We start from the raw sequence: 17225 nt of genomic DNA on the forward strand, positions 1-17225 counted from the left end.
CCGCCGACACCCCCTCCGGTCCGCCCCGCGGAGCGGACCTGCACTCCCCCGTCATCGACTGGTTCGGCGAACACGCCCGTGACCTGCCGTGGCGGCGCCCCGAGGCCGGGGCGTGGGGGGTGATGGTCAGTGAGTTCATGCTGCAACAGACGCCGGTGAGCCGCGTCCTGCCCGTCTACGAGCAGTGGCTGGAGCGCTGGCCGCGCCCCGCCGACCTGGCCAAGGAGGCGCCCGGCGAGGCCGTCCGCGCCTGGGGCCGGCTCGGCTACCCGCGCCGTGCGCTGCGGCTGCACGGCGCCGCCGTCGCCATAACGGAACGGCACGGCGGTGACGTACCGGCCGACCACGCCCAGCTGCTGGCGCTGCCCGGCATCGGCGAGTACACGGCCGCCGCCGTCGCCTCCTTCGCCTACGGGCAGCGGCACCCGGTGCTGGACACCAACGTGCGCCGGGTCTTCGCCCGGGCGGTCACCGGTGTGCAGTACCCCCCGAACGCCACCACCGCCGCCGAGCGCAAGCTGGCCCGCGCGCTGCTGCCCGAGGACGAGCCCACCGCCGCCCGCTGGGCCGCCGCCTCCATGGAGCTGGGCGCGCTGGTGTGCACGGCGAAGAGCGAGTCGTGTCACCGCTGCCCGATCGCCGCGCAGTGCGCGTGGCGGCTCGCGGGCAAGCCGGAGCACGACGGTCCGCCGCGCAAGGGCCAGACCTACGCGGGCACCGACCGGCAGGTGCGCGGGCGGCTGCTCGCCGTACTGCGGGAGGCACACGGGCCCGTGCCGCAGGCCGCTCTGGACCGGGTGTGGCACGAGCCGGTGCAGCGGGCCCGTGCCCTCGACGGTCTCGTCTCCGATGGTCTGGTGGAGCCGATGGCGGGCGGTCTGTACCGGCTGCCGCTGACCTGACGTACAGGCCCACCACAGCCGAGGGCCGTCGTTCGTCACAACATCCGGGGTGGACAAATCGCCCCTAAACCGCCTCAAAACTCCCACGCCTTTACCCCGTTCAGATTTCCGTTACACAACCGACGGACAGCCGAGTGCTGGCCGCAGGCTGCTTCGGACAGCGCCGTGACAACGCCTCCGTACCTTCAGATGCGTTCCCGGAAGACACGGGACGACGGAAGACCACAGGCAGTGCACGGGCGGCGGGGAGCCGGCCCGAACGGGGAAACGGGAGGCGGTTCACCATGGCGCAGGGCGAGGTGCTCGAGTTCGAGGAGTACGTCCGCACCCGGCAGGACGCGCTGCTGCGCAGTGCCCGCCGCCTGGTCCCGGACCCGACGGACGCGCAGGACCTGCTGCAGACGGCGCTGGTACGGACGTACGGCCGCTGGGAGACCATCGAGGACAAGCGGCTGGCCGACGCCTACCTGCGCCGGGTGATGATCAACACCCGCACGGAGTGGTGGCGGGCGCGGAAGCTGGAGGAGGTCCCGACCGAGCAGCTCCCGGACGCCTCGGTCGACGACGCCACCGAGCAGCACGCGGACCGCGCCCTGCTGATGGACATCCTGAAGGTGCTCGCCCCCAAGCAGCGCAGTGTCGTGGTGCTGCGACACTGGGAGCAGATGTCCACGGAGGAGACGGCCGCCGCCCTCGGCATGTCGGCCGGAACGGTCAAGAGCACGCTGCACCGGGCGCTCGCCCGGCTCCGCGAGGAGCTGGAGTCCCGCGATCTGGACGCACGCGCGCTGGAGCGTGAGGAGCGGGAGCGGTGCGCGGCCTGACCGGCGAGGGTTCTGCACGGACCCGGGGCAGTATCCAGGCGGTGAGTGCGGCACTGGCCGTGCCCACCGCCCTCGCCCTTTTGGTGTCCGGGTGCGGGGCCGGCGGGACCGGCGCCCGTGACGAGGGCCCGGCGCACGCCGACTCGGTCGCGGGCGCCGCCGCCACCCCGTCCGCCGCGCCGTCGAAGTCCCCCGACAACGTGAACGCGGTCGCGCTCATCAAGGACGACCCGAAGGTCGCGCCCGAGGTGAAGCGCGATCTGAAGCCCTGCGTCGCCGACGAGTACCCGGTCGACGTCTCCTACGGCAAGCTGACGAAAGGCTCCGCGGACGATGTCGTCGTCAACGTGCTGACCTGCGGTGACGCGGTGGGTGTCGGCAGCTACGTGTACCGCGAGCAGGGCGGCTCGTACGAGAATGTGTTCAAGGCCGAGGAACCGCCGGTCTACGCGGAGATCGACCGCGGGGACCTGGTGGTGACCAAGCAGGTGTACGAGAAGGGCGACCCGGTGTCGAGCCCCTCCGGGGAGAACGTGATCACGTACAGATGGACCTCCGGCCACTTCACCGAGAAGTACCGCACGCACAACGACTACGGGAAGGTCGCCGGCGACAGCGCGACACCGGTGCCCGCGGGCTGACGCGGGCGGAAGGGCCGCGTGAACCGATCGGGCCGCTCGGACCGATCCCTCGGTGAACGCATCGCAGGGACCGTGCGTCCCAGCAGGAGAACGCACCCCACGGACCACGAAGGACTGAGAGCACCGGGATGGCAGACCAGACCCATGTCCTGTTCGTCGAGGACGACGACGTCATCCGCGAGGCCACGCAGCTCGCCCTGGAACGGGACGGCTTCGTGGTCACCGCCATGCCCGACGGGCTCTCGGGCCTGGAGGCGTTCCGGTCGGACCGCCCCGACATCGCGCTGCTGGACGTCATGGTCCCCGGCCTCGACGGGGTCAGCCTGTGCCGCCGCATCCGCGACGAGTCGACCGTCCCGGTGATCATGCTGTCGGCGCGGGCCGACTCCATCGACGTCGTGCTGGGCCTGGAGGCGGGCGCCGACGACTACGTGACCAAACCGTTCGACGGCGCGGTCCTGGTCGCCCGGATCCGCGCGGTGCTGCGCCGCTTCGGGCACGCGGGCGGCGGCCGCGGCGAAGAGCCGGCCGCCCCGGCGAGCGGCGGGGTGCTGGCCTTCGGGGACCTGGAGGTCGACACCGAGGGCATGGAGGTCCGCCGCGCCGGACAGCCGGTGGCGCTGACGCCGACCGAGATGCGGCTGCTGCTGGAGTTCTCCTCCGCGCCGGGCACCGTGCTCTCCCGCGACAAGCTGCTGGAGCGGGTGTGGGACTACGGCTGGGGCGGGGACACCCGCGTCGTCGACGTGCATGTGCAGCGGCTGCGGCAGAAGATCGGCCAGGACCGGATCGAGACGGTCCGCGGCTTCGGCTACAAGTTGAAGGCCTGAGCAGGGGCAGGGGTATGAGGGGGCACTTCCGGCGCCTGGTCGCCGCTGGCCTGGAGCGTGCGGGCATCCGTACGGGCCTCAGATGGAAGCTGAGTGCGGCCATCGCACTGGTGGGCGCGCTGGTGGCGATCGCGCTGAGCCTCGTCGTGCACAACGCCGCCCGGGTCTCGATGCTGGACAACGCGCGCGACCTCGCCGACGAGCGGATCATGATCGCCCAGCGCAACTTCGAGCTGTCCGGGCGGATGAACTTCCCCAACACCAAGATCAACGACCCGGAGCTGCCGCAGGCGCTGCGGGAGCGGGTCGAGGCGGGCCAGCGGGCGACGTACGTGGCCGACCGGCCGGGTGACGCGCCCGACATATGGGCCGCCGTGCCGCTGAAGAACGGTCAGGTGATGTCCCTGCACTCGGGCTTCACCGACCGCAGCTCCGACATCCTCCAGGACCTCGACCAGGCCCTGCTCATCGGGTCGATCGCGGTCGTCCTCGGCGGCAGCGCGCTCGGGGTGCTGATCGGCGGGCACCTCTCGCGGCGGCTGCGCAAGGCGGCCGTCGCAGCCAACCAGCTCGCGGGCGGCGAGACGGACGTGCGGGTGCGGGACGCCATGGGCGGGGTCGTGCGGGACGAGACGGACGACCTGGCGAGCGCGGTGGACGCCATGGCGGTAGCGCTGCGGCAGCGCATCGAGGCCGAGCGGCGGGTGACCGCCGACATCGCGCACGAGCTGCGCACCCCGGTGACCGGGCTGCTCACCGCCGCGGAACTGCTGCCCCCCGGACGCCCGACCGAGCTGGTGCTGGACCGGGCCAAGGCCATGCGCACACTGGTCGAGGACGTGCTGGAGGTGGCCCGGCTCGACGGGGCCTCCGAGCGGGCGGAGCTCCAGGACATCATGCTGGGCGAGTTCGTCGCCCGGCGGGTGGCGGCCAAGGATCCGGCCATCGAGGTGCGCATCGTGCACGAGTCGGAGGTCACCACCGACCCGCGCCGCCTGGAGCGCGTCCTGTTCAACCTCCTGGCCAACGCGGCCCGGCACGGCAAGCCACCCGTCGAGGTCAGCGTCGAGGGCCGGGTCATCCGCGTGCGCGACCACGGCCCGGGCTTCCCCGAGGACCTGCTCGCCGAGGGGCCGAGCCGCTTCCGCACCGGCAGCAAGGACCGGGCCGGGCACGGCCACGGACTGGGCCTGACCATCGCGGCCGGGCAGGCCCGGGTGCTGGGCGCCCGGCTGACCTTCCGCAACGTCCGCACGCCGGGGACGCCGGAGCACCTGCCGGCCGAGGGCGCGGTCGCCGTGCTGTGGCTGCCGGAGCACGCGCCGACGAACACCGGGAGCTACCCGATGCTGCCGGGGTCGTGAGCCTCCGGGGCCTTGGGGACCGGTCGCGTCGACGCGGTCAGCAGGTCCAGTCCTGGTCCATGTCGAAGCCGCCCTCGCGGGGCTGGGTGAAGGAGAAGCAGTTGCCCGAGTCGTCGCGGAACAGCGCCTCGGTGCCGTAGGGGCGCTCCTGCGGCTCCTGGAGGAACTCCACGCCCCGGTCCTTGAGCTTCTTGTAGTCGCCATGGATGTCGTCCGTGGTGAGCACGCCCGCGCCGAGCGCCCCCTTGGTCACCAGCTTCCTGAGCATCTCGGCGGACTCCGGGTCCATGGCGGGCCCGCCGGGCACCATGAGCGTCAGCTCGACCTCGGGCTGGTTCGGGGAGCCGACCGTCAGCCAGCGCATGCCTCCCTCGCCCATGGTCATGTCCGTACGGACCTCCAGGCCCAGTTTCTCCGTGTAGAACTCCTTCGCCCGGTCCTGGTCGAGGACCCAGACGGTCGAGATGGCGAGACCCTTGATCATGGCGTGCTCCTGCTGTGGCTCTGCGGCCGCTCGTACCTGCCCTGCCACGGTAGGCAGCGCGGGTGTCAGCCCGCTTCTCCGGAATTGCGCTGCTGCGCCTCTCCGGAAGGGTTCTGCTCGCCGGCGCCGGGCGCGGAGCGGAAGCCGCCGGCCCAGAGCATGGCTTGACATGCTCCTCGCCCTGAAGGGACGAGGATTCTGGCCTTCTCCACCGGTTGCCGTGGCCGCTACGCGGCACGGTTTCCGGTCGGGAATCCGTGGCTTCCTGTTTCTTCACGCTGTGCCGGGATCGCTCCCGGTCTTACCGGCGCTCCGCAGGCCGATACCGCCAGTCCGGCGGCCGTCTTCACATTGATCGCGGCGTTGTGGTCCCGGTCGTGGACCCTGCCGCAGGCGCTGCAGGTCCATTCCCGCACGTTCAGGGGTTTGGGCCCGTCCACAACGCCGCAGGCGTGGCAGGTCCGGGAGGTCGGTTCGAACCGGCCGATCTTCACCAGGGTGCGCCCGTACCGTTCCGCCTTGTACGTCAGCATGCCGATGAACGAGGACCATCCGGCGTCGTGCACGGACTTGGCCAGCCTGGTACGCCCCAGTCCCGCCACCGACAGGTCCTCCACGGCGATCCCTTGGTTCTCGGAGATCAGCCGGGTGGAGAGCTGGTGGTGGAACTCGCGTCGAGCGTCGGCGACCTTGGCGTGGGCGCGGGCGACCTTCAGGCGGGCCCTGGCCCGGTTCTTCGATCCCTTCTGCTTGCGGGACAGCTCCCGCTGTGCCTTGTTCAGCTTCTTCTCCGCGCGCCGCAGGAAACGCGGGGAATCGATCTTCGTGCCGTCGGACAGGACGGCGAAATGCGTGAGGCCGAGATCGATGCCGACGGTGCGGTCGGTTGCGGGCATCCGCATCGCGTCGGCGTCCGGGTCGGTGTCGATGACGAAGGAGGCGAAGAACCTGCCCGCCGCGTCCTTGACGACGGTGACCGATGACGGGGTGGCGGGCAGGGTGCGGGACCACTTCACCTTCACCGCCCCGATCTTCGGCAGGTTCAGACGACCCCTGTCGGTGATGCTCCAGCGGGCGTTGGCGGTGAACCGGATCGACTGCCGGGCATCCTTGCGGGACTTGAGACGGGGCGCTCCCAGTCTCGGGCCCTTGCGGGCGCCCTTGAGTGAGGCGAAGAAGTTGCGGTAGGCGGCCTCGGCGTCCCGCAGGGACTGCTGGAGCACCACCGCGGAGACCTCCCCCAGCCAGGACCGCCCGGCTGTCCGCTTCGCCTCGGTGATCAGCTTCCTCGACAGCTCACCGGCCGTCGGGACCGGCTGCCCGGCCTTGCGGGCGTCCTCGCGGGCACGTACCGCGTCGTTGAACACGACACGGGCACACCCGAACGCCTTCGCCAACGCGGCTTGCTGGACGGTGTCGGGGTACAACCTGAAGGCGTACCGAAGCTGCATGACGATCACCTTAGAAGCCCGAACATCCACTGTCGTCGGGAACGTTTGCGCAAGATGTCACCGTGGCGTGCACTGCCCGGCTCCGCCGGGACGACACCGCGACGCTCCGCGTCGCCACCACGAGATTCGCTTCACCCCCGGCCTGAAAGCCGGAGCACTGCGACTGAACCCCGGTAGCGCGAGTACCCGGCGTGCGCGGCCACGGTGTCCAAGTCGAGCCCGGGGTCGGCCCAGTCCCGGTCCATGGCGTCCTTGGCGAGCCGGATCCGGCGCGTCTTGTCCATGCGACCGATGGTGGCACGGGGGTCTGACAACGGTTCCCGGCCCGGGCGCGACGGGCGGTGCGGTCCCGGCTCGCACCGGCAACGGGCACGACGGGTGATGCGACCTGCGGCGGCCGGGCATGCCAAGCCCCCGGGCGGACACTCCCGGGGGCCTCCTGCTGTGCGGTCAGACGGTCTCGGCCACGGGCGGCTGCGCCGCCGGGGCGTCCTGCGGGCCGTCCTCCTTCGGCCCCGCTCCCCGCAGCGGCACCTCCTTCACGAACACGGCCCCCGCGAGGGCGACCACCGCGACCACGGCGCCGAGCAGAAACGCCGAGTGGGTGCCGGCGGACACCGCGTGCTGGTACGCCTCCCGGGCCAGCACCGGCAGCTTCTCCAGGCTCTTCGCGTCGAGCTGGGCCGACTGCTCGGTCACCTTGGAGCCCAGCGCCCCGGCCCGCTCGCTCATGACGTCCTGGACGCGGTTGTTGAACAGCGCGCCCATGATCGCGACGCCGAAGGAGGAGCCGAGCGTACGGAACAGGGTGGTCGACGAGGACGCGACGCCCATGTCCTTCATCTCCACGCTGTTCTGCGCGACCAGCATGGTGATCTGCATCAGGCAGCCCATGCCGAGTCCGACCACGGCCATGAAGACCCCGGACGTCAGGCGGGAGGTCCCGGTGTCCATGGTGGAGAGCAGATACAGACCGACGATCATCAGCGCGCTGCCTGCGACCGGGAAGACCTTGTACCTGCCGGTGTTCGTGGTCACCCGCCCGGCGACCATCGAGGTCGCCAGCATCGCGCCGAGCATCGGCAGGAGCAGCAGCCCGGAGTTGGTCGCGGAGGCGCCCTGCACGGACTGCTGGTACAGCGGCAGGAAGAGCGTGGCGCCGAACATCACGAAGCCGGTGATGAAGCCGATGACCGACATCAGCGTGAAGTTGAGGCTGCGGAAGATGTGCAGCGGCAGCACCGGCTCGGCGGCCCTGGTCTGCCAGAACACGAAACCGACCAGCGCGGCGACCCCGATGCCGATCAGCTCCATGATCCGCGCGGAGTCCCAGGCGTACTCGGTGCCGCCCCAGGTCGTCACGAGCACGATCGCGGTGATGCCGACGGTCAGCAGCGCGGCGCCCAGGTAGTCGATCCGCGCCTTGGAGCGCTTCTTCGGCAGGTGCAGCACCGCGCTGACGGCGACCAGCGCGACCGCGCCGAGCGGCAGGTTGATGTAGAAGGCCCAGCGCCAGCCCCAGTTGTCGGTGATGGTGCCGCCGACCAGCGGACCGCCGATCATCGCCAGCGCCATGACGCCGGCCATCATGCCCTGGTACTTGCCGCGCTCCCGGGGCGGGATCAGGTCGCCGATGATCGCCATGACACCGACCATCAGGCCGCCGGCGCCGAGGCCCTGCACGGCGCGGAAGCCGATCAGCTCACCCATGTTCTGGGCCATGCCGCTGAGCGCGGAGCCGATGAGGAAGAGGACGATGGACGACAGGAACGTGCCCTTGCGGCCGTACATGTCGCCGAGCTTGCCCCACAGGGGAGTGGAGGCCGCCGTCGCGAGGGTGTAGGCGGTGACCACCCAGGAGAGGTGTTCGAGCCCGCCCAGCTCACCGACGATCGTCGGCATCGCCGTACCGATGATCATGTTGTCGAGCATCGCCAGCATCATGGCGATCATCAGGGCGAGCAGCACCACCCGCACGCTCTTGGGCTGTTTCGCGTCGGCCGCCGGTGTGTCCGTCGTGTCCGTCATCGCTTCCCACTCCCCCAGCTACCGCTACTCGCCATTGCTACTTACTTGCCGACCGGCTAGTGACTACACTCGGAAGCTAGACCGGGAACTAGCCGGGCGTCAAGTAAGTTTTATGGAAAGCGGGGGGCGTAGGAGGATGGGCGGCACCATGGACGGCACCAAGCAGCGGCGCCGCGGGGACACCCGCCGGCGCATCCAGGACGTGGCCCTCGAACTCTTCGCCGAGCAGGGCTACGAGAAGACCTCCCTGCGCGAGATCGCCGAGCGCCTGGAGGTCACCAAAGCGGCGCTCTACTACCACTTCAAGACGAAGGAAGAGATCCTCGTCAGCATCTTCGAGGACCTCACCCAGCCGATCGAGGACCTGATCGAGTGGGGCCGGCAGCAGCCGCACACGCTGGAGACCAAGCAGGAGATCATCCGCCGCTACGCCGACACGCTCGCCCAGGCGGCACCGCTGTTCCGCTTCATGCACGACAACCAGGCGTCGGTACGGGACCTGCGGATCGGCGAATCCGTCAAGGCGCGCGTGCACAGCCTGCGCGACATCATCGTCGACCCGGACGCGGACCTGGTCGACCAGGTCCGCTGCGCGAGCGCGATCTTCACGCTGCACGCCGGGATGTTCCTGCTCCAGGACGTGGGAGACGACCCCGAGGAACGGCACAAGGCCGTCCTCGAGGTCGCCACGGACCTGGTGGCCCAGGCCCACCGGGCAGCCGGGGGCTCCTAGCGGGCTCGGGCGGCGCGGGGCCGGGTCAGACCTTCACGCCCTTGGCGCGCAGGAACTTCACCGGGTCGACCGCAGACCCGTAGTTCGGGGTCGTGCGGATCTCGAAGTGCAGGTGCGGACCGCTGGAGTTGCCGGTGTTGCCGGACTTGGCGATCTCCTGGCCGGTCTTGACGATCTGGCCGACGTGCACGGTGACCTTCGACAGGTGGGCGTACTGGGAGTACGTGCCGTTGCCGTGCTTGATCACGACGGCGTTGCCGTACGCGGGGCCGTCACCGGCGCCGTTGCCGCCGGCCTTGACCACGGTGCCGCCGTGGGTGGCGACGACCTGGGTGCCGCTCGGCACGGCGAAGTCCTGACCGCTGTGGGTGGACTGCCACATGCCGCCGTTCTGGGCGAAGGACGCGGAGAGCTTGTACTTCTTCACCGGGTCGACCCAGGAGGGGGCGGCCTTCTTGGCGGCCTTCTTGGCGGCCGCCTTCTCGGCAGCGGCCTTCTTCTCGGCGGCCTTCTTCGCGGCGGCGGCCTTGGCGGCCTTCTCGGCCTTCACGGCCTCGGCCTTGGCGGCCTTGGCCTGGGCGGCGGCCTGCGCCTGGACGGCACTGGCGGCACCGGACGCGGCCGTGGTGTCGGCGGCGGACGCGACCCCGGCTCCCAGTGCGACCGAGACACCAAGGCCGGCGGCCAGCACGGTCGCACGGGTGCGGAGCTGGGACGTACGGGAAGAACGGGACGTGACGCGCTGGGACATCGAAACCTCGTATGGAAGGGGACGGAGAAAACCACCCGGCGCACAGTCGCTCGCCGTGTGGCCATCCCTTGGTAACCCGGGTCTCGACAAACCCCCAAAAGCGTGATCTACGACGCTCTTTAGTAATTTGGTTCAGTGTTCTACGTCTCTTGACACAGCAGTCATACGGGACAAAACAGGGCACTGGCCCGCACTTCCACCCTCCCTCCGGGGCAAGAATCCCTTTTCTCCCGTTCCGTTAACCACTATTCCAGCTAGTAACGGACATATCACCTGTGCCGCATGTCACCGGGGGCACTCTTCGGCCATTCCTGAAATGTGGCGCACGCCTCTAGGCGCCTACCGTCCGGTAACCCTACGGTTCCCCTCGCGCCACCCTCGCGCACGAACATGCACACGACATGTTGGCAGCGTCACGGACGTGAGAGGACCCCCACGACATGCAGACCCGACGCCCCTGGTTGCGCCGTACATCGGTGACCGCCGTCTCGGCCGCAGCCCTCCTGGCGATGGCCGCGCCGGCCGACGCCACCACCGCCACCCGGGCCTCCACGGCCGCCTCCACGGCCACCACCACGGCCGCGGCAGCGGACGTCGACTACGGCACCTGGCAGAAGGACTGCCAGGCCGTGATGGACCAGGCGCTGCCCTATCTGAAGCAGCGGATCGCGGCCGCGAAGCCGGGCGAGAAGCAGGCCATCGTCCTCGACATCGACAACACCGCGCTGGAGACGGACTTCGGCTTCAGCTACCCGCAACCGGCCAACAAGCCGGTCCTCGCAGCCGCCAGATACGCACAGGAACGCGGCGTCGCCCTCTTCTTCGTGACCGCCCGGCCGGACATCATCGCCTCGTTCACCGAGTACAACCTCAAGCAGACGGGCTACCAGGTCTCGGGTCTGCACGTCCGCAACCTCATCGACCTCTTCAAGAACGTCGCCGAGTACAAGACGGCCCAGCGCGTCGCCATCGAACGCAAGGGCTACACGATCATCGCGAACATCGGCAACAGCAGCACCGACCTGTCGGGCGGCCACGCCGAGAAGACGTACAAGCTGCCGGACTACGACGGGCAGCTGTCCTGACCCGCCTGGTCAACTGCTAGTAGTCTCACCCCCGTTCACGCGATCACGGGGGTGAGGCGGTTGGATCCGACGGTACTCGGCGGCAAGCTGGCGTCCGCACTGGTGAACCCGCTGCTGAAGAAGCTCTTCCGCCCGGACGGACCGGGAGCGGGCCTGGTCGACAAGCCCGTACGCCTGTCCGCTCTCGTGTCCTTCCGGGGCGAGAAACGCACCCTGGACGAACGGGACGTCCACAAGCTCGCCGCGCAGCTCGTGACGCAGGCGGTGGACTCCCCCGGCGAGCCGCCCTTCCCGGCCGACGAGCGGATCGCGGTCACCGACACCCTGGCCCGCAGGCTGCTCGCTCTCGGCGACCTCGACATGGACGACGTCCAGGCGGTCCGACTGGGCCACCGCGAGCTGGCCGAGAAGCTGCGCCACGCCGCTCCGGCACCCGACGGGCTGTGCGCGGACTCCTGCCACTTCCTCGACCACGCGACCGAGTGGGCGTGCCTGAACATCCTGGAGTTCTTCACCCGCCGCTCCACCTTCGTCGCCCGCTCCCTCGTCGAACAGACCCGCGGCCAGGCCGAACTGATCGCCAAGGTCGACGAGCTGCTCACCCGCACACCCCGCCCGTTCGCCGGTGACGCCGCCTTCGAACGCCGCTACCTGCCGTACGTCGCCGAGCGCCACAACCACATCACCATCTACGGCATCGACCTGCGGGACTCCCCGGACCGCTGGCCCCTGGAAGTCGCCTATCTCAGCCTGGAGGCGACGAGCGGCGAGCAGACCGGCGTGTCCGACGCGCCGCCGGGCGAGCACACGGGCGCCGCCACCGCCGCTGCCCGGCTGCCCGCCGAGGAGGCCCTCAGCAGCCACGACCGGGTCATGCTGCGCGGCGACGCCGGCTCCGGCAAGACCACCCTCGTGCAGTGGCTGGCGGTGACCGCCGCCCGGGACGCGACCCGCGTCCCGTTCGTCCTCCCCCTGCGCACCCTGGTCCGCTCGGGCACGCTCCCCGCACCCGCGGCCTTCCTCACGGCGGTGGGCTGCCCTCTCAGCCCGCCGGAGGGCTGGGCGGAGCGCGTCCTGGCCGCCGGGCGCGGGCTGGTCCTCGTCGACGGCCTGGACGAGATCCCCGCCGCCGACCGGCACCGCACCCGCGACTGGCTGCTCGCCCTGATCCACGCCTTCCCCGGCAACCACTGGCTGCTGACCTCGCGCCCCACCGCCGTACGCCCGGACTGGCTGGCCCCCGAGGGCTTCAGGGAACTGACCCTCACCCCGATGCGCCGCGCCGACGTGGCGACGTTCGTGCACCGCTGGCACGCGGCCGCGCAGGCGCCCGAGTACGAGACACAGCTCCTGGACTCCCTGCGCACCAAACGCGACCTGGCCCGCCTCGCCACCAACCCCCTGATGTGCGGTCTGATCTGCGCCCTGCACCGGGAGCGGCGGGGCTACCTGCCCACCGGACGCAAGGAGCTGTACGACGCCGCCCTCGCGATGCTGCTCGCCCGCCGTGACCGGGAACGGGGCATGGGCGCGGTGGACGGCGTCGAGCTGGGCGAGGAGGCCCGGCTGGAGGTGCTCCAGCGCCTCGCCTACGCGCTGGTGCTCAGCGGCAACACGGAGATGGATCTGGAGACGGCCGAGGGCATCGTGGCCCGCTGCCTGCCGGTCGTCGCACCGGGGTCGGGCCAGGGTGACGCCGAGGCGGTGCTGCGCACGCTCCTGCTCCGCAGCGGCCTGCTGCGCCGGCCCGGCGAGGGCGTCGTCGACTTCGTCCACCGCACCTTCCAGGACTACCTGGGCGCCCGGTACGCCGTCGAGGAGGGCCATCTGGACGTCCTCACGGGCCACGCGGGCGACAGCCTCTGGGAGGACGTGATCCGCATGGCGGTCGCGCACGCCCGCCCCCGGGAACGAGCGACCCTGTTGCGCCGGCTGCTGGCCGAGGGCACCCCGAGACTGACCCTCCTCGCCCTGGCCTGCCTCGAACACGCCGCCGCCCTTGACCCCGGGGTGCGGGCGGAGGTGGAGGAACGGGCCGGGGCGCTCGTTCCTCCGCGTACGACGGACGAGGCGAAGGCCCTCGCGGAGGCGGGCCCGCTCGTCCTGGAGCTGCTGCCCGGGCCGGAGGGACTGACCGCCGAGGAGGCCCACGGCGTCGCCGTCACCGCCTCACTCCTCGGGGCGGAGGAGGACGAGGGCGCCCTGGCGGTGCTGCGCCGCTTCCGCGGCCATCGGGATCTGGATGTACGGCGCCAGCTGGCCGGCACCTGGAGCCGCTTCGACACGCGCGAGTACGCCGTCGAGGTGCTCGACCACCTGGAGCGGGACGGTCTCTCGCTGGTCTGCGAGTCGGCCGAGCAGAGGGCGGCGCTCCGCTTGATGCGCCCCTGGCACAGGCTGCGGTTCGACGGCCCGCTCACCGCGGCCGCGCTCATCGACTGCGTCCCCGACCCCGGGGAGGTCCGCCTGCTGCACCTGCGGAACAACCCGGGCCTCGGGCACCTGGGGGAGCTCCGGGCGTTCCGGTCCCTGACCTCCCTGTGGCTCCAGCGCTGCCCGGACGCCGTGGGCCTGTCGAGCCTGGCGGACCTGCCGCTCACCGACCTGTCGGTCTTCGACCGCGGGGCGGACCTCACCGGGCTGGCGTCGCTGACGCGGCTCACACGGCTCTCCATCGCCCAGAGCCTTCCGGGGGACGTCCTCACCGACGTCCTCCCGGTCGAGGCGCCCCTGCTGAGTCTCTTCCTGGGGATGGGGTCCATCCGCTCGACGGGGCTGCGCGGCCTGACCCGGTGGCCCACGCTCCAGTCCCTCGCGTTCGGCGTGTCCGGCGCGCAGTGCCTCGGTGCCGAGGACTGGTCCGAGGTGGCCGGCCTCCCGGCCCTCACGACGCTGTCGCTCTACGGGGAGCCCGAGGCGTACGCGCACGACGCCATGCCGGAACTTCCCGGTGTCCGGGACCTCCAGTTCCTCACGAATCCCCCGCCCCCGGAAGCGCTGCGGATCCTCGCCTCCCGCCTGCCGGGCCTTCGCACCGTGGGCGTCGCCACCCCGGTCGACCGTGCGGAGTCCCTCGACTCCTACGCCGAGCTCTTCCCCGCCGCCGAGGTCTTCCGCATCTGACCCCGGGCACGGGGGCACGGGGCGCGGGCACGGGGGCCCGGGCACGGGGGCCCGGGCACGGCGCGGCACGGGCACGGCGGCACGGGCACGGAAAAGGGGCCGGTGCCCCGGAAGGCACCGGCCCCTCTCACTCGGCCGTGACGCTTACGCGTCCTTGCTCAGGTTCGGACCCGAGCCACCGGCCGCCTGCTCGATCGGCGGGACGTCCGGGAGGGCCGCCTTCTCCTCGCCGCGGAAGGTGAAGGTCTTGGTCTCGCCCTCGCCCTCCGTGTCGACGACCACGATGTGACCGGGGCGCAGCTCGCCGAAGAGGATCTTCTCCGACAGCGAGTCCTCGATCTCGCGCTGGATGGTGCGACGCAGCGGACGCGCGCCCAGCACGGGGTCGTAGCCCTTCTTGGACAGCAGTTCCTTGGCGGACTGGGAGAGCTCGATGCCCATGTCCCGGTCCTTCAGGCGCTCGTCCACCTTGCCGATCATCAGGTCGACGATCTTGAGGATGTCGTCCTGGCTGAGCTGCGGGAAGACGACCACGTCGTCGACGCGGTTGAGGAACTCGGGCCGGAAGTGCTGCTTGAGCTCGTCCGAGACCTTGTTCTTCATGCGCTCGTAGTTGGACTTGGTGTCACCCTGGGCGGCGAAGCCCAGGTTGAAGCCCTTGGAGATGTCCCGGGTGCCGAGGTTGGTCGTCATGATGATGACCGTGTTCTTGAAGTCCACGACCCGGCCCTGGGAGTCGGTCAGGCGACCGTCCTCCAGGATCTGGAGCAGCGAGTTGAAGATGTCCGGGTGGGCCTTCTCGACCTCGTCGAACAGGACGACCGAGAACGGCTTGCGGCGGACCTTCTCCGTCAGCTGGCCGCCCTCTTCGTAGCCCACGTAGCCGGGGGGCGAACCGAAGAGACGCGAGACCGTGTGCTTCTCGCTGAACTCCGACATGTCGAGGGAGATCAGCGCGTCCTCGTCGCCGAAGAGGAACTCGGCGAGTGCCTTGGACAGCTCGGTCTTACCGACACCGGACGGGCCGGCGAAGATGAACGAGCCACCGGGGCGCTTGGGGTCCTTCAGACCGGCACGCGTACGGCGGATCGCCTTCGACAGCGCCTTGACGGCGTCGTTCTGGCCGATGACCCGCTTGTGGAGCTCGTCCTCCATGCGCAGCAGACGCGAGGACTCCTCCTCGGTCAGCTTGAAGACCGGGATGCCGGTGGCGGTCGCCAGGACCTCGGCGATCAGCTCGCCGTCGACCTCGGCGACGACGTCCATGTCGCCGGCCTTCCACTCCTTCTCCCGCTTGGCCTTGGCGGCCAGGAGCTGCTTCTCCTTGTCGCGGAGGGAGGCGGCCTTCTCGAAGTCCTGCGAGTCGATCGCGGACTCCTTGTCCCGGCGGACGCCGGCGATCTTCTCGTCGAACTCGCGCAGGTCCGGCGGCGCGGTCATCCGGCGGATGCGCATCCGGGAACCGGCCTCGTCGATCAGGTCGATCGCCTTGTCCGGCAGGAAGCGGTCCGAGATGTACCGGTCGGCCAGCGTGGCGGCCTGGACCAGCGCCTCGTCGGTGATGGAGACGCGGTGGTGGGCCTCGTACCGGTCGCGCAGACCCTTGAGGATCTCGATCGTGTGCGGCAGGGACGGCTCCGCGACCTGGATGGGCTGGAAGCGGCGCTCCAGGGCCGCGTCCTTCTCCAGGTGCTTGCGGTACTCGTCCAGCGTGGTGGCACCGATGGTCTGCAGCTCACCGCGGGCCAGCATCGGCTTCAGGATGGAAGCCGCGTCGATGGCGCCCTCGGCGGCACCCGCACCGACCAGCGTGTGCAGCTCGTCGATGAACAGGATGATGTCGCCGCGGGTGCGGATCTCCTTGAGGACCTTCTTCAGGCGCTCCTCGAAGTCACCGCGGTAGCGGGAGCCGGCGACCAGGGCGCCGAGGTCCAGGGTGTAGAGGTGCTTGTCCTTGAGGGTCTCGGGCACCTCGCCCTTGACGATGGCCTGGGCGAGGCCCTCGACGACGGCGGTCTTGCCGACGCCGGGCTCACCGATCAGGACCGGGTTGTTCTTGGTACGGCGGGACAGCACCTGCATGACCCGCTCGATCTCCTTCTCGCGCCCGATGACCGGGTCGAGCTTGGACTCACGAGCGGCCTGGGTGAGGTTCCGGCCGAACTGGTCGAGGACCAGGGACGTGGAGGGCGTGCCCTCGGCAGGACCGCCGGCGGCGGCGGTCTCCTTGCCCTGGTAACCGGAGAGCAGCTGGATGACCTGCTGCCGCACCCGGTTGAGATCTGCGCCCAGCTTCACGAGGACCTGGGCGGCGACGCCCTCGCCCTCGCGGATCAGGCCGAGCAGGATGTGCTCCGTGCCGATGTAGTTGTGGCCCAGCTGAAGGGCCTCGCGGAGCGACAGCTCCAGGACCTTCTTGGCACGGGGGGTGAAGGGGATGTGGCCGGACGGGGCCTGCTGGCCCTGGCCGATGATCTCCTCCACCTGCTGGCGGACCGCCTCGAGCGAAATCCCGAGGCTCTCAAGGGCCTTGGCGGCGACACCTTCACCCTCGTGGATCAGGCCCAGGAGGATGTGCTCAGTGCCGATGTAGTTGTGGTTGAGCATCCGGGCTTCTTCCTGAGCCAGGACGACAACCCGCCGCGCGCGGTCGGTGAACCTCTCGAACATCGTTAATCGCTCCTCAGAGCGGTCAGGCAGTGGGGGGAACTTCCCCTCCCTGTCCTTCCGCAGCTTAGTCCCGCAAGCGGGGACCGCTCATTCCAACTGCCGACACCGTCCTTGGCCTCCTGACCCCGAACGCCGACATCTGCTCCAACCCGATGGTGCGAGACGATGTTCCCGCAGGCCAGGCAGATACCCCACTCGCCAGTACGCCGATGGCGAACGTGAGACGTCCTTTTCTGCGTGTCGCCCCCTCCCACTAGGGATGTCTTACCCGCGAGGGCCGGAAGTCCATGCCGAGCGCCCCCGTTCCCTCCGCTACGGGCGAACAACCTTGCGCCTCCC

General features: G+C 70.4%; 13 protein-coding genes and 1 pseudogene. 8 read left to right on the forward strand and 6 right to left on the reverse strand.

The annotated features are described in order from the left end of the window. From GTY56_RS39245 to cseC, 5 genes are all read left to right on the forward strand, one after another. Window positions 1-902 (forward strand): HhH-GPD family protein (locus tag GTY56_RS39245; protein ID WP_161370026.1); only part of this gene is annotated, 902 nt, incomplete at its 5' end. 284 nt (window positions 903-1186) lie between these two features. Continuing rightward, window positions 1187-1726, forward strand: a complete 540-nt coding sequence (locus GTY56_RS39250) for a SigE family RNA polymerase sigma factor (RefSeq protein WP_030251439.1) — start codon at window positions 1187-1189, stop codon at window positions 1724-1726. Next, the gene (locus GTY56_RS39255; RefSeq protein ID WP_346345680.1) at window positions 1714-2367 is read left to right on the forward strand and encodes a hypothetical protein; all 654 of its coding nucleotides are present in this window, start codon (window positions 1714-1716) and stop codon (window positions 2365-2367) included. The genes GTY56_RS39250 and GTY56_RS39255 overlap by 13 nt, the downstream gene beginning before the upstream one ends. A gap of 128 nt (window positions 2368-2495) precedes the next feature. Continuing rightward, the gene (gene cseB, locus GTY56_RS39260) at window positions 2496-3197 is read left to right on the forward strand and encodes a two-component system response regulator CseB (RefSeq protein ID WP_053673912.1); all 702 of its coding nucleotides are present in this window, start codon (window positions 2496-2498) and stop codon (window positions 3195-3197) included. A 14-nt stretch (window positions 3198-3211) separates the two neighbouring features. Then, window positions 3212-4561 (forward strand): two-component system sensor histidine kinase CseC, encoded by a 1350-nt coding sequence (cseC, locus tag GTY56_RS39265; RefSeq protein ID WP_161370027.1) that lies wholly within the window; start codon window positions 3212-3214, stop codon window positions 4559-4561. Between the two features lie 37 nt (window positions 4562-4598). Here the strand turns inward: cseC and GTY56_RS39270 are convergent, their stop codons facing one another. The 4 genes and pseudogenes from GTY56_RS39270 to GTY56_RS39285 all read right to left on the reverse strand — a co-directional run bounded on the left by GTY56_RS39270 (window position 4599) and on the right by GTY56_RS39285 (window position 8524). Next, on the reverse strand, window positions 4599-5045 hold the full coding sequence (locus tag GTY56_RS39270) for a VOC family protein (protein ID WP_161370028.1): 447 nt from the start codon (window positions 5043-5045) through the stop codon (window positions 4599-4601). A 227-nt stretch (window positions 5046-5272) separates the two neighbouring features. Further along, the gene (locus GTY56_RS39275) at window positions 5273-6496 is read right to left on the reverse strand and encodes an RNA-guided endonuclease InsQ/TnpB family protein (RefSeq protein WP_161370029.1); all 1224 of its coding nucleotides are present in this window, start codon (window positions 6494-6496) and stop codon (window positions 5273-5275) included. 173 nt (window positions 6497-6669) lie between these two features. After that, window positions 6670-6780, reverse strand: a pseudogene (locus tag GTY56_RS39280) (AraC family transcriptional regulator); the annotation flags it as partial. Window positions 6781-6946: 166 nt separating this feature from the next. Then, window positions 6947-8524 (reverse strand): MDR family MFS transporter, encoded by a 1578-nt coding sequence (locus GTY56_RS39285; protein ID WP_161370030.1) that lies wholly within the window; start codon window positions 8522-8524, stop codon window positions 6947-6949. Between the two features lie 136 nt (window positions 8525-8660). Between GTY56_RS39285 and GTY56_RS39290 the strand changes: the two genes are divergently transcribed. Next, window positions 8661-9257 carry a TetR/AcrR family transcriptional regulator gene (locus GTY56_RS39290; RefSeq protein WP_161370031.1) on the forward strand — a complete coding sequence of 199 codons (597 nt, stop codon included), beginning with the start codon at window positions 8661-8663 and terminating at the stop codon, window positions 9255-9257. Between the two features lie 25 nt (window positions 9258-9282). On the opposite strand, the gene GTY56_RS39295 is transcribed toward GTY56_RS39290, so the two are convergent. Next, window positions 9283-10008, reverse strand: a complete 726-nt coding sequence (locus GTY56_RS39295; RefSeq protein WP_161370032.1) for a M23 family metallopeptidase — start codon at window positions 10006-10008, stop codon at window positions 9283-9285. Window positions 10009-10448: 440 nt separating this feature from the next. Here GTY56_RS39295 and GTY56_RS39300 point away from each other — a divergent pair, with 440 nt between their 5' ends. Then, window positions 10449-11093 carry an HAD family acid phosphatase gene (locus GTY56_RS39300; RefSeq protein WP_161370033.1) on the forward strand — a complete coding sequence of 215 codons (645 nt, stop codon included), beginning with the start codon at window positions 10449-10451 and terminating at the stop codon, window positions 11091-11093. 60 nt (window positions 11094-11153) lie between these two features. After that, complete coding sequence (locus GTY56_RS39305) at window positions 11154-14216, forward strand: NACHT domain-containing protein (RefSeq protein WP_161370034.1); 3063 nt, start codon at window positions 11154-11156, stop codon at window positions 14214-14216. 144 nt (window positions 14217-14360) lie between these two features. Here the strand turns inward: GTY56_RS39305 and GTY56_RS39310 are convergent, their stop codons facing one another. Then, a complete protein-coding gene (locus GTY56_RS39310) occupies window positions 14361-16886 on the reverse strand; it encodes an ATP-dependent Clp protease ATP-binding subunit (RefSeq protein ID WP_161370035.1) in 2526 nt (841 codons plus the stop codon). Window positions 16887-17225 lie beyond the last annotated feature (339 nt).

Origin of the sequence: Streptomyces sp. SID5643 (assembly GCF_009872555.1) — a bacterium.
GTDB lineage: Bacteria > Actinomycetota > Actinomycetes > Streptomycetales > Streptomycetaceae > Streptomyces > Streptomyces iakyrus.